Annotated in this window: 19 protein-coding genes; 14 read left to right on the top strand and 5 right to left on the bottom strand. The window is 51.4% G+C overall.

Translation table 11 applies throughout. The features are described 5' to 3' along the window. Positions 1-682 precede the first annotated feature (682 nt). Positions 683-1,033, top strand: coding sequence for an ATP-dependent Clp protease adapter ClpS (gene clpS / locus BKD14_RS09445; protein ID WP_028233987.1), 351 nt, complete (start codon positions 683-685; stop codon positions 1,031-1,033). Between the two features lie 6 nt (positions 1,034-1,039). Further along, complete coding sequence (clpA, locus tag BKD14_RS09440; RefSeq protein WP_075655434.1) at positions 1,040-3,499, top strand: ATP-dependent Clp protease ATP-binding subunit ClpA; 2,460 nt, start codon at positions 1,040-1,042, stop codon at positions 3,497-3,499. A 65-nt stretch (positions 3,500-3,564) separates the two neighbouring features. Here clpA and BKD14_RS09435 read toward each other — a convergent pair whose 3' ends face one another. Then, positions 3,565-5,058, bottom strand: coding sequence for an acetyl-CoA hydrolase/transferase family protein (locus tag BKD14_RS09435; RefSeq protein ID WP_075655432.1), 1,494 nt, complete (start codon positions 5,056-5,058; stop codon positions 3,565-3,567). 457 nt (positions 5,059-5,515) lie between these two features. Here BKD14_RS09435 and BKD14_RS09430 point away from each other — a divergent pair, with 457 nt between their 5' ends. Together BKD14_RS09430 and BKD14_RS09425 are read left to right on the top strand one after the other, a co-directional pair. After that, positions 5,516-6,337 (top strand): AzlC family ABC transporter permease, encoded by an 822-nt coding sequence (locus BKD14_RS09430; protein ID WP_083646956.1) that lies wholly within the window; start codon positions 5,516-5,518, stop codon positions 6,335-6,337. Beyond that, on the top strand, positions 6,334-6,681 hold the full coding sequence (locus BKD14_RS09425) for an AzlD domain-containing protein (RefSeq protein WP_075655430.1): 348 nt from the start codon (positions 6,334-6,336) through the stop codon (positions 6,679-6,681). Before BKD14_RS09430 ends, BKD14_RS09425 begins: the two co-directional genes overlap by 4 nt. A 30-nt stretch (positions 6,682-6,711) precedes the next feature. On the opposite strand, the gene BKD14_RS09420 is transcribed toward BKD14_RS09425, so the two are convergent. The 4 genes from BKD14_RS09420 to BKD14_RS09405 all read right to left on the bottom strand — a co-directional run bounded on the left by BKD14_RS09420 (position 6,712) and on the right by BKD14_RS09405 (position 9,661). Further along, a complete protein-coding gene (locus BKD14_RS09420; protein ID WP_022712403.1) occupies positions 6,712-7,134 on the bottom strand; it encodes an HIT family protein in 423 nt (140 codons plus the stop codon). A gap of 10 nt (positions 7,135-7,144) precedes the next feature. Then, on the bottom strand, positions 7,145-8,368 hold the full coding sequence (locus tag BKD14_RS09415; RefSeq protein ID WP_139316374.1) for a GNAT family N-acetyltransferase: 1,224 nt from the start codon (positions 8,366-8,368) through the stop codon (positions 7,145-7,147). Between the two features lie 82 nt (positions 8,369-8,450). After that, positions 8,451-9,191, bottom strand: a complete 741-nt coding sequence (locus BKD14_RS09410) for a glycerophosphodiester phosphodiesterase (protein ID WP_075655428.1) — start codon at positions 9,189-9,191, stop codon at positions 8,451-8,453. Positions 9,192-9,193: 2 nt separating this feature from the next. After that, on the bottom strand, positions 9,194-9,661 hold the full coding sequence (locus BKD14_RS09405) for a RidA family protein (RefSeq protein WP_022712400.1): 468 nt from the start codon (positions 9,659-9,661) through the stop codon (positions 9,194-9,196). 305 nt (positions 9,662-9,966) lie between these two features. Here BKD14_RS09405 and BKD14_RS09400 point away from each other — a divergent pair, with 305 nt between their 5' ends. From BKD14_RS09400 to bamA, 10 genes are all read left to right on the top strand, one after another. After that, positions 9,967-10,809, top strand: a complete 843-nt coding sequence (locus BKD14_RS09400) for a cell envelope integrity EipB family protein (RefSeq protein WP_022712399.1) — start codon at positions 9,967-9,969, stop codon at positions 10,807-10,809. A 186-nt stretch (positions 10,810-10,995) separates the two neighbouring features. Then, positions 10,996-12,096, top strand: a complete 1,101-nt coding sequence (locus BKD14_RS09395) for an alkene reductase (protein ID WP_075655426.1) — start codon at positions 10,996-10,998, stop codon at positions 12,094-12,096. Between the two features lie 283 nt (positions 12,097-12,379). Next, on the top strand, positions 12,380-13,147 hold the full coding sequence (rpsB, locus tag BKD14_RS09390) for a 30S ribosomal protein S2 (protein ID WP_075655829.1): 768 nt from the start codon (positions 12,380-12,382) through the stop codon (positions 13,145-13,147). Positions 13,148-13,502: 355 nt separating this feature from the next. Beyond that, positions 13,503-14,426 carry a translation elongation factor Ts gene (gene tsf / locus BKD14_RS09385; RefSeq protein WP_022712396.1) on the top strand — a complete coding sequence of 308 codons (924 nt, stop codon included), beginning with the start codon at positions 13,503-13,505 and terminating at the stop codon, positions 14,424-14,426. Positions 14,427-14,844: 418 nt separating this feature from the next. After that, a complete protein-coding gene (gene pyrH / locus BKD14_RS09380) occupies positions 14,845-15,567 on the top strand; it encodes a UMP kinase (RefSeq protein WP_022712395.1) in 723 nt (240 codons plus the stop codon). A 199-nt stretch (positions 15,568-15,766) separates the two neighbouring features. After that, on the top strand, positions 15,767-16,327 hold the full coding sequence (gene frr, locus BKD14_RS09375) for a ribosome recycling factor (RefSeq protein WP_022712394.1): 561 nt from the start codon (positions 15,767-15,769) through the stop codon (positions 16,325-16,327). Positions 16,328-16,644: 317 nt separating this feature from the next. Beyond that, positions 16,645-17,409 (top strand): isoprenyl transferase, encoded by a 765-nt coding sequence (locus BKD14_RS09370; RefSeq protein ID WP_075655424.1) that lies wholly within the window; start codon positions 16,645-16,647, stop codon positions 17,407-17,409. Between the two features lie 167 nt (positions 17,410-17,576). Beyond that, entirely contained in the window at positions 17,577-18,389 is an 813-nt protein-coding gene (locus BKD14_RS09365) for a phosphatidate cytidylyltransferase (protein WP_075655422.1), read from the top strand. 54 nt (positions 18,390-18,443) lie between these two features. Beyond that, the gene (gene rseP / locus BKD14_RS09360) at positions 18,444-19,583 is read left to right on the top strand and encodes an RIP metalloprotease RseP (RefSeq protein WP_075655420.1); all 1,140 of its coding nucleotides are present in this window, start codon (positions 18,444-18,446) and stop codon (positions 19,581-19,583) included. A gap of 260 nt (positions 19,584-19,843) precedes the next feature. After that, positions 19,844-22,186, top strand: coding sequence for an outer membrane protein assembly factor BamA (gene bamA / locus BKD14_RS09355; RefSeq protein ID WP_075655418.1), 2,343 nt, complete (start codon positions 19,844-19,846; stop codon positions 22,184-22,186). The last annotated feature ends 31 nt before the right edge of the window (positions 22,187-22,217 follow it).

Here is a 22,217-nt window from a genome sequence, read left to right as displayed (position 1 = left end):
ATTGCCAACAGCCTTACCAATCCGTTTATAGACGGGCAAATCATGATCTTTTTTTGATTTTTATGATGCTTTTTAGCTGGCGGGCATGTCAGGACAGCCATCCGGTCTGTCTGCATCGTGTTAAGTACCTGCTAATAAATAAAAAATTTATGCGGTGTTTCTTCTCAAGCTGGTTTCAAGAAATTGTGAGTCTTACGAAAATTTTGCTCTGTAGAAGCGTATTTTCCTGTTTGTAACGCATCTTCTGTCCTGAAACTGTTAATAATCAGAGCTAAGGGACTAAGGCATTACGGGCTGCAATTTACCGGCCCTGATGAGAGTGATTTGGTTGAATCACTTGCCAGTCTTCAGGCCGATCTTGAGACTGGTATTTAAAATGCAGAAACGGGGACAATTTTGCGTGCTTTATTAATTTGCCCCTGTGCGGTTTGCGGAAATCTTTTCTTAAATGATGTGTTTCATGCTGGTTTTTTCCTGCAGGCGCGATACTCTGGACGTGAATGAGGACGTGTCGGGCTTTGTGTTCTGCGGGGCTTAACATTGCCGCGTTTCAACCTACATAATAGGTCTACGATGTGTGGTTTCCCGCCATACAGCGTGACTTCAGAAAATACAGATACGATCAGGACGGATACGATCAGGAATGTGTGCAGCAGACCATTTTTTACAGGTTACTCCTTTTATGCAGGCCAAGTCTCCTGTGATGGGGAGTGACGATGGTGACCCGAAGGACCCGGGTAATGGTACAGCTGTTATTACGCGGACGAAAACCCGCTTAAAACGGCCAAGCCTGTACAGGGTGCTGCTGCTGAATGATGACTATACGCCGATGGACTTCGTTATTCATGTGCTGGAGCGTTTTTTCCAGAAAAACCGTGAAGATGCGACACGCATCATGTTGCATGTCCATAATCACGGGGTCGGTGAATGCGGTATCTATACTTATGAAGTTGCCGAAACCAAAGTGACGCAGGTGATGGATTTCGCCCGTCAACATCAGCATCCGCTGCAATGCGTGATGGAGAAAAAGTGAGGTACAATGCCAACATTCTCCCAAAGCCTTGAAAAAGCACTTCATCAGGCGCTGACCATCGCCAATGAACGTCATCACGAATATGCCACGCTTGAGCATCTTCTGCTTGCTCTGATTGATGACAGAGATGCCGGCGCGGTTATGCGTGCCTGCAATGTCGATATTGCGCAGCTTAAAAAGACTGTCACCGACTATATCGACCGTGAGCTGGATAATCTGGTGACCGGTTATGATGAGGATTCCAAGCCGACAGCCGCTTTCCAGCGGGTGATTCAGCGTTCGGTTATCCATGTGCAGTCATCAAACCGCGATGAAGTGACGGGCGCCAATGTGCTTGTCGCAATCTTTGCCGAGCGGGAAAGCCATGCGGCTTATTTCCTGCAGGAACAACAAATGACCCGCTATGATGCGGTCAATTACATTTCTCATGGTATTTCCAAGCGTTCGGGTGTCAGTGATGATCTGACCGAAGGCAAGGCGCATAGTGCTGAAGATTCAGCGCAGCCTGAGAATGAAGAACAGAGCAAAAAGAAAATTGATGCGCTGACCGCCTATTGCGTCAATCTCAATGAAAAAGCCAAGGCCGGTAAAATCGACCGTCTGGTTGGCCGCGAAAGCGAAATCAACCGTACGATTCAGGTTCTGTGCCGCCGCTCCAAGAATAACCCGCTTTATGTGGGCGATCCGGGCGTGGGTAAAACCGCGATTGCCGAAGGTCTGGCCAAGCGCATTGTTGACGGTGATGTGCCGGAAGTTCTGCTCAATGACACGATCTTCTCGCTCGATATGGGCAGTCTGCTGGCCGGTACCCGTTATCGCGGTGACTTTGAAGAGCGTCTGAAGCAGGTCGTCAAGGAGCTGAAAGATTATCCGGGTGCCGTGCTGTTTATCGATGAAATCCACACCGTTATCGGTGCGGGTGCCACATCCGGCGGCTCGATGGATGCGTCCAATCTGCTGAAGCCTGCTTTGTCTTCCGGTCAGATTCGCTGCATCGGCTCAACGACTTACAAGGAGTTCCGCCAGTTCTTTGAAAAGGACAGGGCACTTGTGCGCCGCTTCCAGAAGATTGATGTGGCCGAGCCGACTATTCCGGATGCCATTGAAATCATGCGCGGTCTGAAGCCTTATTTTGAAGACTTCCATAAAGTGAAGTTCTCCAATGATGCGATCACTGCCGCAGTAGAACTGTCTGCCCGTTATATCACTGACCGTAAATTGCCGGATAAGGCGATTGACGTGATTGATGAAAGCGGTGCCAGCCAGATGCTGCTGCCGGAAGCCAAACGCAAAAAAATTATCGGCATCAAAGAGATTGAAGCGACCGTGGCAACCATGGCGCGGATTCCGCCGAAAACTGTCTCCAAGGATGACGAGCAGGTGCTTGCCAGTCTGGAAAAAGATCTCAAGCGTGTGGTTTATGGTCAGGAACTGGCGATTGAATCGCTTAGCTCTGCGATCAAACTGGCACGTGCAGGCCTGCGTGAGCCGGATAAGCCGATCGGTTCTTATCTGTTCTCCGGTCCGACCGGTGTAGGTAAGACGGAAGTTGCCAAACAGCTTGCCAGCACATTGGGCGTGCAGCTGCTGCGTTTCGACATGTCCGAATATATGGAGCGTCATACCGTATCGCGCCTGATCGGTGCACCTCCGGGTTATGTCGGCTTTGAACAGGGCGGTCTGCTGACTGATGGCGTGGATCAGCATCCGCATTGCGTGTTGCTGCTTGACGAAATCGAAAAAGCCCATCCGGATCTTTTCAACATTTTGTTGCAGGTTATGGATCATGGCCGCCTGACAGATCACAATGGCAAGCAGATTGATTTCCGCAATGTCATTTTGATTATGACCACCAATGCCGGTGCGGCAGATATGGCGAAAGCAGCAATCGGCTTTGGCTCCACCCGTCGCGAAGGTGACGATATGGAGGCGATCAACCGTCTGTTCACGCCGGAATTCCGTAACCGCTTAGATGCGATTATTCCGTTTGGCCCGCTGCCTGTTCCTGTCATCCATAAAGTGGTGCAGAAATTCATCATGCAGCTGGAAGCTCAGCTGGCTGATCGCGGTGTGACCTTTGAACTGGATAAGAAAGCTATCAACTGGCTGGCTGACAAGGGCTATGATGAACGCATGGGTGCACGCCCTCTGGGTCGTGTCATTCAGGAATATATCAAGAAGCCTCTGGCCGACGAGTTGCTGTTTGGCAAGCTCAAGAATGGCGGCACGGTCAAAGTCACAACCGGCGAAAAACCGGATGGCAAGACTGGTCTGGTGATGGATGTGGTGAAGGCCAAGCCGGTCAAGCCGCAGAAAGAACAGCCTGACGAGGAGGTTGCGGAAGCTGCGGCCAAGCCGGAAAAGAAACCGGCAAAAGTTGCAGCCGATAGCAGCTCTGCTCCTGAGACAACGGAACCGAAGCGTAAATCGGCTTCTGTGCCGAAGGTTCCAAGAACGAAGGAATAAAATAAAAAGCGCCCGTTTCAAACGGGCGCTTTTTTATTAGAGAAATCTATGTGCTGAAAGCCGGATCAGCTTTTCAGCATCGTACCGGTTTTCTCTTTTAGCGCATACCATGAGATGGCTTCTTCAAGAATATGCGGGGTCTGACCGCCACGCTCACAGGCGCGGGCAAAGTAGTCGCGCAATTGCGGGCGGTAATCCGGATGGGCACAATTCTCGATAATCACGGATGCGCGTTCACGCGGAGCAAGGCCACGCAGATCGGCAAGGCCGTGTTCTGTCACCAGAATATCCACATCATGTTCCGTATGGTCGACATGCGGCACCATCGGCACGACTGAGGAAATCGCACCATTCTTTGCCACCGATTTGGTGACGAAAACCGACAGGAAGGCATTGCGCGCAAAGTCGCCCGAGCCGCCGATGCCGTTCATCATATGTGTACCCGCCACATGGGTGGAATTCACATTGCCGTAAATGTCGAATTCCAGCGCGGTGTTGATACCGATAATACCAAGGCGGCGGATAACTTCCGGATGATTGCTGATTTCCTGCGGACGCAGCACCAGCTTGTCTTTGTAGCGGTCAAAATTGCCGAAAACGCGCTCGCCGCAAGCCTGACTGAGTGTGATCGAAGAGGCCGAAGCAAAGCTCAATTTGCCTGCATCCATCAGATCGAATGTGCTGTCCTGCAAGACTTCGCTATACATGCGCAAATGATGGAAGGGACTGTCCACGAGGCCGGTCAGAACCGCATTGGCAATCGTGCCGATACCGGCCTGCAACGGGTTAAGAGACAGGTCGAGACGGCCTTTTTCCACTTCACTTTCAAAGAAGTGAATCAGGTGTCCGGCAATAGCCGATGTTTCGCTGTCCGCCGGTTCAATCAGTGAAGCACTGTCCGACTGTTCGGTGATGACAATCGCTGCGATTTTTTCAGGCGGGATCGGAATATAAGTTGTGCCGATGCGGCTTTCACAGGACACAACCGGAATCGGATCGCGGGACGGGCGCTTGGTCGGAATATAGACATCATGCAGCCCCTCCAGCGCCAGAGAGTGACTGAGATTGATCTCAACAATCACTTTCTTTGCCAGAATAGCGAAACTGGCCGAATTGCCGATGGAGGTTGTCGGGATCACACCGCCGTCTTCATTGATGGCAATGGCTTCAATAACCGCATAATCAACCGGCCCGATCTGATTGGAGCGCAATTGCTCAACAGTTTCAGAAAGATGCTGGTCGATAAACATCACTTCACCGCGGTTGATGGCGGCGCGTAATGTGCGGTCAACTTGAAACGGCATGCGGCGGGCAAGTACACCGGCTTCGGTGAGGATTTTATCGACATCATGGCCGAGCGATGCACCGGTGAGCAGGGTGATTTTGAACGGTGTGTCTTTAGCCTGCGCAGCCATGGCAACCGGCACGGCTTTGGCATCGCCGGCACGGGTAAAACCGCTCATGCCGATTGTCATCCCGTCTTTGATAAAGGCTGCGGCCTCGGCAGGTGTCACAACTTTATCTTGCAGGGAGGAATTGCGGATACGATCTTCTAGCATGGGAAACCTATATTCGAAGGATCTCTGACAGGGAGGAGCCAGAGAGTTAGTCGCATATGTATTGTATGCTGTAGAGCATAATTTCTTAAACTTGAATTAGTTTAAATTATGCTCTCATTTTAAAGTGTTAGAGCGACCTTTGTGCGCCCATGGGGCGCCCGGCGCTCTAATACGCAGTATCGGCGTAAGAGCAGAAGTTGAAGATTAACCTAAACGTAAACTGCTCTGCCAAAAGGGCTTATCCCTTACCGGAGGCTTTTGCCAGCCTTGTCTTTGATAAGGTCATTCTGTCGCGATTTTACATTCATGTGTCTTGAACGGGCTATGCATAACAGGCTTGACGATAAGAACTTCATGCCTGTTACGAATGACTGCTTTTGACAGCATTGCAAAGCACATGGGCTGGGTCTAACAATAATGTCATATATGCTGACATTTATATGTAAGATAGTTTGCCATGCCAGATCATCAGCCGCCCGTTAGCCAGTCTGCGCCGCAGTTGCCAAAAGCGCATCGTAATGCAGACGACTATAATGCGGATGCCGTTTCATCCTTTGCGGAGCGGGCGCAATGGTTCGGACGTGGTGCGCGCAACATATTCAGCATACCGGCGCTGCTGCTGATCAGCTCTTTTATCGGCTTTTCCGGTCTGGCCATTGAGAGCGGTATTACCATGGGGCAGGCAGTGTTTATGACGCTGACGATCTGGGCTCTGCCCGCCAAAGTGGTTCTGATCGGTGCGATCTCCGCTGGAAGCTCAATGGCCGCCGCCGCATTGGCTGTGGCACTGTCCTCCGTGCGTCTGATGCCGATGGTTGTGGCCTTGTTGCCGGAGCTTAAAGGGCCGCGTTCACGCAAGATCACTTTGCTGTTTCTCTCGCATTTTGTGGCGGTGACCGCATGGGTGATGGCAATGGAACAGTTGCGCCATATTCGCCGCGATCTGCGCACCAGCTATTTTGCCGGTATCGGCGTGACACTGGTGCTGACCAATGCGGCTGTTGTAGCGCTGATTTATTTGCTCTCGGCCAGTTTTCCGCCGCTGCTCTTTGCAGCGCTTTTCATGCTGACACCGATGTATTTTCTCACTTCGCTCTGGCGTTCATCTCGTGAGCAGGCGGGTAAAGCAGCATTGCTGAGCGGTCTGCTGATCTTTCCGGTGATGCATGCCATTGCACCGGGTTATGATCTGTTGCTCACCGGCCTGACCGGTGGTGCGATGGCCTTCGGTTTCCATCTCTATGTGCAGAATTTGCGCCGGAAAGAACAACTGTCATGAACTTCGCAAGCTTTGATACATGGTGGTGGCCGTATCTGTTCATCCTGATCGCCGGTGCGCTGGCGACGGATATCTGGCGCTTTCTCGGCGTGTTGGTTGGCGGCAAAATGCGCGAGGATTCGCAGGCTCTGGTGCTGGTGCGCTGTGTGGCGACAGCCTTGGTGGCGGGCGTGATTGCGCAGCTTATTCTCTACCCGACGGGTGAACTTGCAAATTCGCCGATGTGGCTGCGGGCTGGTTCTGCCATTCTTGGATTCGGGGCGTTCCTGCTGGCGGGGCAGCGTATTCTGGTCGGTGTACTGATCGGTGAAGCCCTGCTGCTCGCAGGACTTCTTATTTTATAATGCTCTGTGCAGAGATATAAGTCTTATAGATTAAAGGCTTGCGATAATTTTTTGACAGTTTTCAGCAAGAACAGCCTGATCTTCCATCTTGCCGGTATGACCGGTCAGGGCAACGCCTTCAAAACGCGGAATGACATGGAAATGCAGATGGAAAACGGTCTGGCCTGCCGCCGGTTCGTTAAACTGCATGACGGTGACACCATCGGCATCAAAAGCCTTCTTCACCGCAACGGCTATTTTCTGCGTGGCAGCAACCAGCTTGGCCAGCACGGCGCTGTCTGCATCGAGAAGGTTGCGTGAACCCTGTTTCGGGATGACAAGGCTGTGGCCTTTGCCCTGCGGCATCACATCCATGAATGCATAGACATCATCATCTTCATAGATTTTATGGCTCGGAATTTCGCCGCGCAGGATCTTGGCGAAAATATTGTCGCTGGCATAAGGCGTGGTCATGGATGGCTCCCTATTCAGGTTGATGAAATTTACGAAACGGGCTGTGTTCCGTATAATAGCTGTTATTCATTTCGACTTCGCGGACCTCGCGGCGCAAATATTGCGCCACAGCATCACGAAAGCCGGGATGGCTGATATAATGGGCGGAATGGGTGGTCACAGGTTCATAGCCGCGTGCCAGCTTATGTTCCCCCTGTGCACCGGCTTCCACTACCGATAATTTATGTGCAATCGCATAATCAATCGCCTGATGATAGCAGACTTCAAAATGCAGAAACGGGTGATCTTCAATGCAGCCCCAATGGCGGCCGAACAGCCGGTCACCACCGATGAAATTGATCGCACCTGCAATATAGTGCCCGGCGCGCTTGGCCATAATCAGCACAATATCATCGCCCATGCGCTCGCCGATCAGCGAATAGAACTCACGATTGAGATATGGACGCCCCCATTTGCGGCTGCCGGTATCCATATAGAATGCGTAGAACTGATCCCAGATGTCTTCTGTCAGATCGGAGCCGGTCAGCCATTCAATAGAAATGCCATTGCTCAGAGCTTCGCGGCGTTCGCGCTTTAAGGCTTTACGTTTGCGGGAAACAAGTTCTTCTAAGAAATCATTATATTCCTGAAAGCCATTGTTTTTGAAATGAAACTGCTGATCCTTGCGATGCAGGAATCCGGTCTCTGTCAAAGCCTGAATATCCGGCATTTCAGCAAAGGTTACATGCGCCGAGGACAACTGGTTCTGATCAGTGAATTGCGCAACGGCACTGGCAAGCAGGCGGCGCAATTCAGGGTTATTCTCTGCGGTAAGCAGGCGCGCACCGGTCGCCGGAGTGAACGGAATACCCAGTTGCAGCTTGGGGTAATATTGTCCGCCCGCACGTTCAAAGGCTTCAGCCCAGCCGTGGTCGAACACATATTCACCCTGACTATGGGATTTCAGATAGGCAGGAGCTGCGGCCAGCAATACGCCCTGTTGTGTTTCAAGACGCATATGGCAGGGCAGCCAGCCGGTATTTTCACCGACGCAACCGGAATCCTCCAGCGCGGAAAGATAGGCATAAGAGAGAAACGGGTTATAGGATTTGTTCGCAGCAATGCCGTCTGTGGACGGAGCTGCGGAATGTTTGCTGGTTTCAGAAAATTGCGCCCATGCCTCAGGGCTGAAACCCTGCATGGAGCTAACGTTACGCAAAATAATGCTGGTTTCTTCCTCTGCTTCCTCACGCATAGCAATCAACCATTCCCACCCGTTTTGTCATGTCTGGTTTTTACCGGCGCATCACACTATGCGCCGGTAAGATAGTGTTGCCTCAGGCGATTACGCTGTCGGGTATAAAGCCTTCAAACGTGATCTGCTGTGCATGCATGTCGCTCACGGCCTTTTCCTCCGCGCTACGCACTGTCCATGTGATGACAGGACGGTTGAGCACGGTGCGGAAGAAGCTGATGAACGGATTTGGCAGATGGTGGAAATTGTAAGAAACAAAATCCACATCATGCGCGAGCATGGCAAAGTGCTTTTCCATATCGGCGGCACTTGTACCTTCTGCCGTCAGGCCGGCAGCAACACCTGGTGCATCGCTGCGGAAACGGCGGATGAGGTGATGGTCGAAGGACATGATCGCCGCTTCGCCCTGATAGTCTTTCAGCTCTTTGGCAACGGCGGCAACCAGACCTTCATCCTGACCTTCAATGCCTTTGAGTTCGATAACCAGCGGCACGCGTCCGGCAACCAGATCAAGCATCTGGCGAAGCGACGGAGCGTGATCCTGTGTGGTGCCGATGGTCAGGGCCTGAGCCTCGGCCAGTGTCAGATCACAAATGCGGCCTTCGCGACCGGCAAGGCGATCCAGCACATCATCATGAAACACGATGACTTCACCGTCTTTGGTCAGATGCACGTCGCATTCAATGGCATAATTGCCTGCAATGGCTGCACTGAAGGCAGGGAGAGTGTTCTCCCAGACCTTTTTATTCATATCGTGCAACCCGCGATGGGCAATCGGCCGGCGGGTAAGCCATTTCAGTTCATCACGAGGCGCAGCGCTCATAATCAGGCAACCTCAATCACGGCTTCGATTTCAACCGGTGCATTCAGCGGCAGACCAGCCATGCCAACAGCGGAGCGGGCATGTTTGCCTGCATCGCCGAGAACGTCGATGAACAGCTGCGAACCGCCGTTTGCAACAATGTGCTGATCGGTGAAATCAACAACAGACGCAACAAATACAGTGATTTTAACAATGCGCTTGATGCGGGAAAGATCGCCGCCAAGAGCCGCTTTTGCCTGCGACAGCACATTGATAGCGCAATATTTTGCAGCTTCCTGCGCCTGTTCAATGGTCAGGTCGCGGCCAACCAGACCGGTGGAAACGAGCTTGCCGTCTTTCAGTGGCAACTGGCCGGAGGTGAACAGCAGATTGCCGCTCTGGGAAAAAGGCAGGTAAGCCGCAGCCGGTGCTGCGGATTCTGGAATTGAAATGCCGAGATCTTTGAGGCGGGTTTCGATTGTCGAGGTCATGGCGCTCTTTCCGGTTTTATTTTATCGTCACATCAGAGTGGACGGCAAACAATAAGGTCATTTTGGGGCGGTTTATATTCCGCAGGGATTCTTTAACAGTTTGCCCTTCATTGTCGGTTCCGAATGTCGGCCCTGAATTGTTGGGATGAATGTTTATGCGTGATCTGTGTGTTTTAGGTGTCATGCATATACAAAAATAAAGTTCAAACTGACAGAATCAGTGGAGCATAGCAAAAGCTGTGATTTTTGCCTCGCTTCCGCCATGAGTTATTTTAACATGGCGATAAATTTATCGGAGAATCTTTATGCGTTTTTTGCAGGCCCCCATTTTGCAGGCCCTTGTGTTCGGATCTGGTTTTGTTGTTCCTGCAGTGCTGAGCACAGCAGCTTATGCAGGAAGCACACTTCTGCCGCATCGCGCAGTTTATGATCTGACACTGGAACGCGCCGATGAAAAATCCGGCATTGCCGGTGTAACCGGCCGTATGGTCTATGAGTTCAACGGCTCGGCCTGCGAAGGCTATACAACGAATTTCCGCTTCGTGACCCGTATCGATATGGAAGGGCAGGATCAGCGGGTTACAGATCAGCAGACCACTACTTTTGAAGCCGGAGACGGCAGCCGATTCCGTTTCGTCAATAAAACCTTTGTCGATAAAGAGCTGATTAAAGAAGTGCGCGGGAATGCGGCGCTTGGCGACAAGCAGATGGATGTGGCGCTGACCAAGCCTGAAAAACAGGATCTCAAACTGGCACTCTCGCAGTTCCCGACCCGTCATATGGAAGAACTGCTTGTTCGCGCGCAAAAGGGCGACACTTTTTATCAGACGACAATTTTTGACGGTTCCGATGATGCCAATAAGATTATGGCGACCACAGCTGTAATCGGGAAAGGGCAGGTGCTGCCTGAAGACACCGAAACGAAAGTCATGGGTGAGGTGGCCAAGCAGGAAAGCTGGCCTGTGACCGTCGCTTATTTTGATGATGAAGAGAGCGACGAGGGGCTGCCGGTCTATCGCGTGAATTTCAAACTCTACCGCAATGGTGTGACCCGTGATCTGAACATGGATTACGGTGATTTTTCCATGAAAGGCACCTTGGTCAATCTGGAAATGTTTAAACCGGCAGCGGCGGCAACCTGCGAATAATCCGGCATAATTCTACAGGTTTCGATGACAAGGCGGCACTTCCGGAAACGGATTTGCCGCTTTTTTCATTTTATTGAATTTCCGTGCCTTGTATTCTGTAGTCTTGACTATAAATATCTCTGTGACTGAGATTGATCCGTGCGTGCTGCGGCGGCGCGGATAATTTTTACAAGCAAAGGTATTATAATGTCCGATCTTTTTTCTTCCTATGACCTCAATGGCCTGCCGCTTAAAAACCGTGTGGTGATGGCGCCTATGACACGCGCACGTGCCGTTGATACGGTGCCGAATAGCGACACGGCATTATATTATGCCCAGCGTGCCGGAGCAGGCCTGATTGTGAGTGAAGGAACGCCGATCTCTGATGAGGGGCGCGGCTATCTCTATACGCCCGGTGTATATTCTGCCGAGCAGGTTGAGGGCTGGAAAAAAGTAACGGATGCCGTTCATGCGCAGGGTGGTAAAATCTTCTCACAAATCTGGCACGTCGGACGTGTTTCCCATGTTTCCGTACAAAAGAACGGTATTGCGCCTGTTGCGCCGGTTGCTGAAATTGCAAAAGACTCAAATGTTTTTGCCCTTGGTGAGGGCGGAACACCGGGGCTGGTTGCCCCCAGCGCACCGCGTGCATTGAATGCTGACGATATTGCCCGCATTACCAGAGAATTTGCCGATGCCGCGGATAATGCCGTTAAAGCCGGTTTTGATGGTGTCGAAATTCACGGTGCAAACGGCTATCTGATTGAGCAGTTCATCAATGCCGGTTTCAATAAGCGTGAAGATGGCTATGGCGGCGCGACAATTGCCGGACGTATCCGCTTTGCGCTGGAGGTTGTTGATGCGGCCGTTGCACGTATCGGCTCTGCCCGTGTCGGTATCCGCCTGACACCTTTCAGCCGCCTGTTTGATCTTCATGCCTTTGACGGGGAGGAAGAAACATGGCTGACACTGGCTGCTGAACTCTCCGCCCGCAAACTGGCTTATATTCATATCGGCAATGCCGGTGGTTTGCTGGCAAAAGAAGAAGGCCGCAATTTCCTGAAGAGGTTCCGTGAGGTTTATCAGGGCACATTGATCTTTGCCGGCGGCTATACGCAGGAAACGGCTGAGCGTGTTCTCGATGAAGGGCTTACAGATCTGGTGGCTTTCGGCCGGCCATATATCTCAAATCCTGATCTGGCCGAGCGTATGCAGCGCGGCTGGCCGCTGGCACCGGCCGATCACACAACTTTCTATGGCGGTGCGCAAAAGGGTTATACCGATTATCCGGCCTATGAAGCTGTTTAAACGCAGATAAGGGCAGGGATGTTTCCGCCGCAGAACAAGAGTTCCGGCGGGAATGTCCCTGTGCTATAGTCTTATGGCTGTGTAATATTTGATAATGAGGGCTGCGATCCGGCTCCTGACGGTTTTTGACCGTTCAGGGCTTGCATTTTCTTCATTCATCGTTTACCAGCCGCATTATTCCACACACGGGATTTGGGTTATGGGCGGGAGAAATCCGCACAACGCCTCCGGTGGCACATTTGTGCCTCAGCCCGTGGAGGTTCAACCGGAAAAGGAAAATACAATGGCATTGCCTGATTTCAGCATGCGCCAGCTTCTGGAAGCTGGTGTTCACTTCGGTCACCAGACACATCGCTGGAACCCGAAAATGGCACCTTTCATCTATGGTGCACGTAACAACATCCACATTCTTGACCTGGCTCAGACCGTTCCTCTGCTGCATAATGCGCTGAAGGTTGTATCCGATACTGTTGCCCGTGGCGGCCGCGTTCTGTTCGTTGGCACCAAGCGTCAGGCTTCGGAAATCATTGCTGACGCTGCTGGCCGTTCGGCTCAGTATTACGTCAACTCCCGCTGGCTCGGCGGCATGATGACCAACTGGAAAACCATTTCCAACTCGATCCAGCGTCTGCGCAAGCTTGACGAACTGCTGTCGAGCGAAGCTCAGGGCTATTCCAAAAAGGAACGCCTGACTCTGGAACGCGAACGCGAAAAGCTGGACCGCGCTCTCGGTGGTATCAAGGATATGGGCGGCGTTCCTGACCTGATGTTCATCATCGACACCAACAAGGAATCGATTGCAATTCAGGAAGCCAAGCGTCTTGGTATCCCTGTTGTTGCTGTTATCGACAGCAACTGTAATCCAGACCAGATCGATTTCCCGATCCCAGGTAACGATGATGCTGCTCGCGCAATCTCGCTCTATTGCGATCTGATTGCTAAAGCTGCTCTGGACGGCATTATGCGTCAGCAGGGCGCTCTGGGCATCGATATCGGTGCGCAGGCTGAAGCTCCTGTTGAGCCAGCTCTGGAAGCTGCTGAAAACGCTTAATTCGTTTTCTTGTCTGCCGGATCTGTTTTCAGATCCGGCAGATATTCTGCTTAAAAGACACAATTTGCCGTGTTTGCAGAGCTTCAAAAAACTGAAGTTTTAAACCGGTAAATATCTGAAACGGGTGAGTCGTTTCTGATTCCGTCCGCGCACGGTGAAATCTGTGTCTTATTTAATTGAGCCTTTTCGGCTCCTGCTATCCCGTATGTATACAGTTGACGTTTTGCAGAAATTGCAATGCGGGCTGTAATGATTAATCGGTCATTGGATAAAAGACAGGTCCGCTGTTTGAACAATGATCCATAGCGGGCATGCCGCTTTGCCGGATGTCTGCTGCTTTCTCTGAGAGGCGACAATGAGCATTACCGCAGCAATGGTTAAAGAACTTCGTGAACTCAGCGGCGCAGGCATGATGGACTGCAAGACCGCTCTGAACGAAAATAATGGCGATATGGAAGCTGCCATGGACTGGCTGCGCAAGAAGGGTATCGCTAAAGCTGACAAGAAAGCCGGCCGTACAGCTGCTGAAGGTCTGGTAAGCGTTGCCAGCGAAGGCAAAAAAGCTGTTGTTGTTGAGGTTAACTCCGAAACAGACTTCGTTGCCCGTAATGCTGCTTTCCAGGAAATCGTTCTGAACGTAACCAAGGTTGCTCTGGGCACCGACGGTTCGACTGATGCCGTTGCAAACGCAACCTATCCGGGTTCGGAAAAGACTGTAACTGACACTATTAAAGATGCTGTTGGCACCATCGGTGAAAACATGGCATTCCGTCGTTCCGCTGCTCTGAGCGTGGAAAATGGTGTTGTTGCTTCTTACATCCACAACGGCGTTGCAGACGGCCTCGGCAAGCTGGGCGTTCTGGTTGCTATCGAAACAACCGGTGATGCAGAAGCTGCTGCCGCTATCGGTCGTCAGATCGCTATGCACGTTGCTGCAACCAACCCGCTTGCTCTGACTTCTGCTGAAGTTGATGCTGCTGCTGTTGAGCGCGAAAAAGCAATCTTTGCAGATCAGGCTCGTCAGTCCGGCAAGTCGGAAGAAATCATCGCCAAGATGGTTGACGGCCGTATGCGCAAGTTCTTTGAAGAAGTTGTTCTTCTGTCGCAGGCTTTCGTTATCAACCCGGACCTGAGCGTAGAAGCTGCGCTTAAAGAAGCAGAAAAAACAATCGGCGCACCTGCTAAGGTAACCGGCTTTGTTCGCTTCGCTCTGGGCGATGGCATTGAAAAAGAAGAAACCGACTTCGCTGCTGAAGTTGCTGCCGTAAACAAAGGCTAATTCTTTACAGGCGCATCCTGAATTGCGATGCGCCTTTCAGAATGCGGTTTACTGCCCGAATTTAAAATGCCGGTCTGACTCTGTCAGGCCGGCATTTTTACGACATGCGTAAAACAAGAAAACAGAGCGGGCGCTATGCATTCCATAAAATGCAACAGGCTCTAAAAACTTGTCAGTTATGAAAGGGCATCGCGTGACAATGCGATGCCCTTGATGTATGCGAAACATATTCATGCTTTTTCTTGTCATCTGCACCGGTCATGCAATTATGCTTGGCGACGGTTGCTCGCGGCAGAAAATCATTCTGTGTTCCGGCTAAAAATGTGAATATCTGCAAGTTCATGTGCACCGGACTATTTAAAACCATGTCCGCTTGCCGGTGGGGAAGTTCGGACCGAAATCAAAAAAAAGGGATCCCATGGCTGGTAAGACACTGTATAAACGGGTTCTCCTCAAAGCGTCAGGTGAGGCGCTGATGGGTGAGCAGGGATTTGGCATTGACGTGTCCGTTGCTGACCGCATTGCAAGTGATATTGCTGAAGCGCGTGCGCTAGGCGTTGAAGTCGGCGTGGTTATCGGCGGTGGTAATATTTTCCGCGGGCTGGCTGTTGCCTCCAAAGGCGGCGACCGCGTAACCGGCGATCATATGGGTATGCTGGCTACAGTGATTAACTCGCTGGCTCTGCGCACCTCTCTGGTCAAGCAGGGTGTTGATGCGGTTGTGCTTTCGGCGATTGCTATGCCGGAACTGTGCGAGAGCTTCTCGCAGCGTCAGGCAACCGCCTATATGGATCAGGGCAAGGTTGTAATCTTTGCCGGTGGTACCGGTAATCCGTTCTTCACAACCGATTCTGCGGCTGCTTTGCGTGCTGCTGAAATCGGTGCGGATGCCCTGTTTAAGGGCACGCAGGTTGACGGTATTTACAGCGCCGACCCGAAGAAGGATCCGTCTGCCACGCGTTTCGACCGTCTGACCCATAAGGAAGTGCTGGATAAAGGTCTGGCTGTGATGGATGTGACGGCAGTGGCTCTGGCACAGGAAAACCGCATTCCGATCGTGGTTTATTCTATTCATGAAGCAGGCGGCTTTGCGCAGATTCTGCAGGGCAAAGGCCGCAGCACGGTTGTGACAGACGCCTGATAAGCACCGGTTCCTGAATTGAATCTGTGTGTGTACACAGATTCAATTCAGCAAAGCTTTGATTTTGTGCTTATCATTTGCGTCAAGCTGTTCTAAACAAAAAGCGAATTGTGTGGTCTGAAACCTGTTTCCGACTATCAGGCAGTATTATGCGCTGTAAAAGCGCAAGATGTTTGGTGTACGCCCAAGGAGAGATATTATGAGCGACGCTCTGGATGTAAACGATCTGAAACGCCGTATGGATGGTGCGATTCAGTCCTTCAAACATGATTTGGGTGGTCTGCGTACCGGACGCGCTTCAGCAAGCCTTCTGGAGCCTCTGACGATTGAAGCCTATGGTTCGACCATGCCGATCAATCAGGTGGCGCAGATTACTGTTCCTGAAGCCCGTATGCTGTCTGTTTCCGTTTGGGACAAGAGCATGGTCGGCGCGGTTGAACGTGCAATCCGCGACAGCGGTCTGGGTCTGAACCCGATCACTGACGGTATGACACTGCGCGTACCGCTGCCGGAACTGAACGAACAGCGCCGTAAGGAACTGGTTAAAATTGCGAACCAATATGCCGAAGGTGCTAAAGTTGCCGTTCGTCATGTGCGCCGCGATGGTATGGATCAGTTGAAGAAACTGGAAAAAGACGGCACCATCAGTCAGGATGACAGCCGCACCCTGTCTGACAAAGTGCAGAAAATGACTGACGAAACCATTGTGGAAGTTGATAAGCTTCTGGTTTCGAAAGAAGCGGAAATTATGCAGGTCTAAGGCACCATTCGCCCGATCGGGCGCATAAAGGTCGCTCTAAACTGTAAGAACAGGCATCAGAGTGGTTCAGTATCAATTAACCACTCTGATATCTGAGACTGCCGTATATCTCCGGTGAAAAGAATATATCCACGAATACGCATAGTGAATGCCGGAGTGGCCGTGCAAAAGACATTTTGCGGATTCTATTATAGTACAGAATAATTATGCATGTTGTTGCTGGTTGCAGTCTGATGCTGATAATTCTCTAAGTTCTTAAACCGGATAAGCATGGCGCCTGACGGCAGCCGTTCTGTCAAAAAAAGGAATATGCCTGAATGTCCGATCCGCGCCACATCGCCATTATTATGGATGGCAATGGTCGTTGGGCTAAAGCGCGCGGTCTGCCGCGTGTTGCCGGTCATAAAGCGGGTGTGGATGCTCTGCGCGGCATTGTGCGTGCTGCAGGGGATAAAGGGCTGGAATTTCTTACCCTCTTTGCATTTTCTTCCGAGAACTGGTCGCGTCCGAATTCCGAAGTCACGGAACTGATGGGATTGCTGAAGCTGTTCATCCGCCGCGATCTGAATAAGCTTCACAGTCAGAATGTCCGTGTACGTATTATCGGCGCGCGTGATGATCTTGCCTCCGATATTTGTGTGCTTCTGAATGAGGCCGAAAAACTGACCGCAGCCAATAGCGGTCTGACGCTTATTATTGCCTTTAATTACGGGGCGCGGGACGAGCTGACACGGGCAATGCGTCAGATTGCGGAAGCCGTTGCTGCAGGGCAGATGAAGCCGGATGCGATCACGGCCGAAATGATTTCTGAAAGGCTTGATACAGCAGATATTCCGGATCCTGACCTGATTATCCGTACCAGCGGCGAAATGCGGCTGTCCAATTTCCTGCTCTGGCAGGCTGCTTATTCAGAATTTCTGTTCGCTCCGGAATATTGGCCGGATTTCAAGCCTGCGCATTTATTTGCTGCGATTGATGAATATCGTAAGCGCGTTCGCCGCTTTGGCGGGCTGGAAGCTGATGACATGCAAAATTTGTCCGGTGAAACGGACGTGGTACCTTTGCGGCATAATGCGGGTTAGGTTCGTGCTGTGCGTTTCAGCTTGGCCGGATCATAAATAGACAGACTTAGAGCGCATCCCGAAAAGTGCGAAGCGGTTTTCGGAGCAAGATGCGCGTAAAATCAAACAGATAGAGCATTTGCAATGTTTCAATCTAAACTAAAAATGCTCTAGGGGCGAGGGTTTTCGTGTCCAATCTTCAATTGCGTATCATGACGGCAGCAGTGCTTGCGCCCGTTACAATTCTGCTGATCTGGCTGGGCGGTATGAGCTTCCGCGTGCTGGCTGTGGTGATTGGCTTCGCGATTTTCTATGAGTGGACAACGCTGAGCGCCTCGAAGCAGACGCGCTCCGGCCTGACGGCAGGCTGGGCGGTGCTCTCGGTTGCTGCGGGTCTTATGCTGATACAGGTTCCGGCAATTCAGATTCTGGCCATTCTTGCAGCCGGTGCGGTTTTCCTGATCCAGCGTTCTAACTGGACTGCGGCAGGGCTGATCTATGCCGGCGTGCCGATGGTTTGTCTGGCGGTCTTGCGCGGCGAAACGACATCCGGTCTGATTGCAATCATCTATTTGTTCGCACTGGTCTGGGCGACAGATATTTTTGCGTATTTCACCGGACGCAGCCTCGGCGGGCCAAAACTGGCTCCGCGCTTTTCTCCGAATAAAACATGGTCCGGCGCAATTGGCGGTGTTGTGGCAGCAATGATTGCTGCCGCGGCGGTCAGCTATTTCAGCTTTGACCGCGTGAAATATCCGATGGTTATTCTGGCTATTGCGCTCTCGGTTGCCTCACAGATGGGCGACCTCGGAGAATCATGGGTCAAGCGCCGCTTCGGAGCCAAGGATTCCGGCAAGCTGCTGCCGGGGCATGGCGGGGTGATGGATCGCGTGGATGGCCTGATTGTGGCGGCTGTCATGCTGTATATTATCGGTGCTCTGGTGACAGGGCCGGATTCACCTTCAGCAATGTTTATCGGCATTGTTTTGCAGCCTCTGTAAGTAGCGCTGCGGTAAAAGCATATTTTGAGACTTTGAATTACGGGAGTTAGAGTTTTGGGTGATCCCCTTGCATATTTATTCGGCGGCGACAGCCTGCTGGTTGGCACATTACTTCCGTTTATTCTCGTTCTGGCCGTTGTTGTTTTTGTTCATGAGATGGGACATTTCATCGTCGGCCGTTTGTGCGGTATCGGCGTTCAGGCCTTTTCTATCGGCTTCGGACCGGAGCTGATCGGTTATACAGCGCGTAACGGTACACGCTGGAAGCTCTGTGCGATTCCTCTCGGCGGCTATGTGAAGTTCGCCGGTGATATGAATGCCGCCAGTGCGCCGGACGGCGAGGGTCTGTCCTCCATGACTGAAGCCGAGCGCAAGGTTGCTTTTGCGACGCAGCCGGTCTGGAAACGCGCTGCAACCGTTTTTGCGGGCCCGGCATTCAATTTTCTGCTGACAATTGCCATTCTGAGCTTCTTCTTTGCCAGCTACGGACGCCTTGTTGCTGATCCGACCATTGCAGAGGTTAATGAAGACAGTCCTGCCGCTGTTGCAGGCTTTAAACCGGGTGACCGTTTCATCAATGTGGAAGGTACGCAGATCAATAGTTTTGCCGATGTGCAACGTATTGTGAACGGACGCAGCGGTGATGAACTGTCTTTCACTGTTGAGCGTGACGGGCAGGAAATCAACCTGAAAGCTGTTCCTGAAATTATGGAACAGACGGATGCGCTGGGTAACAAAATCAAGCTCGGTGTGATCGGTGTTACGATCACCAAAGACACAGGCAATTACCGCAAGGTTGAATATTCCCCGCTCGAATCGGTGGGTGAGGCTGTGGTCGAAACCGGACATATCATCAGCCGTACCGGTACTTTTATGAAGAGACTGGTAATGGGGCGTGAAGATAAATGTCAGCTAGGCGGGCCCGTAAAAATTGCTAATATGGCCGGACAAGCGGCGCAACACGGCTTTGAATGGCTGGTTCAGCTGATTGCGATGCTGTCGGTTGGCATTGGATTGTTCAATTTATTTCCGCTTCCCCCTCTTGATGGCGGGCATCTGGTGATTTATGCGGGAGAGGCTGTTTTGGGACGTCCTGTTCCGGTGGCAGTACAGGAATTATTCTTCCGGCTTGGTTTCTTTGTCGTTATCGGCTTTATGGGATTCGTCTTTTACAATGATCTCTTTGGCTGCTAATCTGAACTGGACAAGGCTCAAGCCTTTGAATTAAAACATTAACGAATTGTGTAAAATACGAGGGGATTATACAAGAAAAGCAATAATCTGTTTACCATGCTATTGGATTTGCGTGGCACCTGTGCCACGTTCAGGAATGAAGTAAACAGATTTTAATAGTGAAGCTTGCTTGTATATGAAAACTGGTTATTACAGTTTGCATTATGCGCTATTTTCCCGGATTACGGCCCGGGGCAACGAAACGAAGGTTAAATAGACCTATGACGGCAAATTCAAAGTTCTTTGGTGCTGCTTCTGCGGTCGCTATGTCGGTAGCTATGGTTGCTGCCGGAACGTCAGCGATCTCATTTGCTACTGTGAGTGTTGCACAGGCAGCAGTCGTTAGTCGTATTGACGTTCGCGGTAACAAGCGGGTTGATGCATCGACAATTCGTGGCGCCATCGGCATTAAGCCTGGCAAGTCATTCACCAATGCTGATATTGATGCGGCTGTAAAAAGCCTTTTCAATATGGGCCTGTTCTCTGATGTTCGTATCAGCCAGTCGGGTGGTGCACTCGTTGTCACTGTTTCCGAGTTCTCGGTTGTTAACAACGTACTCTTCCAGGGTAACAAGAAGGTCAAAGATGCTGATCTCGGTCGTGCGGTAGAGCTGAAGGCGCGTAGCCCTTTTGATCCTGCACAGATGGAATCAGATCGTCAGGCCATCATTCAGGCTTACCGCAATGTCGGCCGCAGCGACGCTGTTGTGAACGCCCGTACGGTTGATCTCGGTCAGGGTCGTGTAAACGTTGTTTATGAAATCACTGAAGGCGGCCGTACAAAAATCGCCAATATCGATTTCGTAGGTAATGAAGCTTTCGGTGGTCGTCGTCTGCGTGACGTGATCTCCACCAAGCGTACCAATCCATTGTCATGGCTGACACGCGGCGACATTTACAGCGAAGATCGTCTGCAGGCAGATGAAGAAGCGCTGCGTCGTTTCTACTACAACCGTGGTTATGCTGACTTCCGCGTGATTTCGTCCAATGCGGTTCTGGATCCTGCGACAAACGAATATACCATCACCTTCACTGTTGAAGAAGGTCAGCGTTATACATTCGGTGATGTTCAGGTTGAAAGCTCAATCGCCGGAGTTGATACTGAAGCGCTCGGCGGCATGCTGAAGACCCGCGCAGGTAAAGTTTATAGCGCCAACGACGTTGAAAAGTCGGTTGAAGCTGTAACTGAACGCGTTGCCGGCAGCGGTTATGCTTTCGCTAAGGTTGAGCCACGCGGCGACCGTAACTTCGAAAACCGCACAATCTCGGTTGTTTATAACGTGGAAGAAGGTCCGCGCGCTTACGTGCAGCGTATCGAAATCCGCGGTAACGATAAGACCCGTGACTATGTTATCCGTCGTGAATTCGACATGAGCGAAGGCGATGCTTTCAATCAGGTTATGATTACACGCGCCAAGCGTCGTCTCGAAGCTCTGGACTTCTTCCAGACAGTTAACATCTCGACCGCTCAGGGTTCTGAGCCGGATCAGGTTGTGCTGATCGTTGACGTTGTTGAAAAACCTACAGGTGAATTCTCCATCGGTGCAGGTTATACATCGGGTGGTGAAACACCGGGTGCTTCGGTTGAAGGTTCGGTTGCAGAGCGCAACTTCCTCGGTCGTGGTCAGTATATCCGTATCGGTGCAGGTGCCGGTCAGGATGATGCGCGTAACTATTCGTTCTCGTTCACCGAGCCTTATTTCCTCGGTCAGCGCGTTTCTGCAGGCTTCGATATTTTCCGTAAATCGTACCGCGTTAAAGATCAGTATGACGTAGAACAGACCGGTGGTACAATCCGTTTTGGTCTGCCGATTACCGATAATTTCGGTGCGAGCATCGGTTATAACCTGGTTCAGGAAAAGTATAAGCTCAAGAGCGATGATATGAATATCTACGCTCCGGCTTTGATTGAAGCTGCTGAACAGAGCCCATGGCTGCGTTCGTCGATTTCGTATGCTCTGACCTATAATACGATCGATAACCCGAACAATCCGCATGACGGTATCTATGTTCGCTTCGGTCAGGAATTTGCTGGTCTCGGCGGCGATGCCAAATTCATGAAGACAACTGCAAAAGCAAGCTATTACAAGACCTTGCTGCAGGAAGCTGATGTTGTTGGTGTGCTGACTGCCGGTGGTGGTTACATCCACTCCTTCACTGATGACGGTCTGCGTATCTTTGATATGTTCAAAGGTAACACTGACATGATCCGTGGCTTCAAATATAACGGTATCGGTGCTTATCAGGATGCTGCTAACGGTGACCGTTACTGGCTCGGTGGCACAACTTACTTCAACGCCAGCGCTGAAGTTCAGTTCCCGATGCCGGTTGTTCCGGAAAGCCTTGGTATCCGTGGTGCGTTCTTCGCAGATGCTGCAACGCTCTATGGTAACAAGACTGAAGGCGCAATGGGAACCGGCAGTGCACTGCGAGCTTCGGCTGGTGTAAGTCTGATGTGGGCTTCTCCGTTCGGTCCGCTGCGCTTTGACTATGCTATTCCTATTAAGAAAGAAGATTCCGACAAAGTTCAGAACTTCAATTTTGGTATGTCGAGCAAGTTCTGATAAATTTGCTTTTTCCTGAGGCGTAATCTCT

Origin of the sequence: Pseudochrobactrum sp. B5 (assembly GCF_001939785.1) — a bacterium.
Lineage (GTDB): Bacteria > Pseudomonadota > Alphaproteobacteria > Rhizobiales > Rhizobiaceae > Pseudochrobactrum > Pseudochrobactrum saccharolyticum.
The sequence above is the reverse complement of the archived record's forward strand: the minus strand, read 5'-3'. Positions and strand labels throughout refer to the sequence as shown.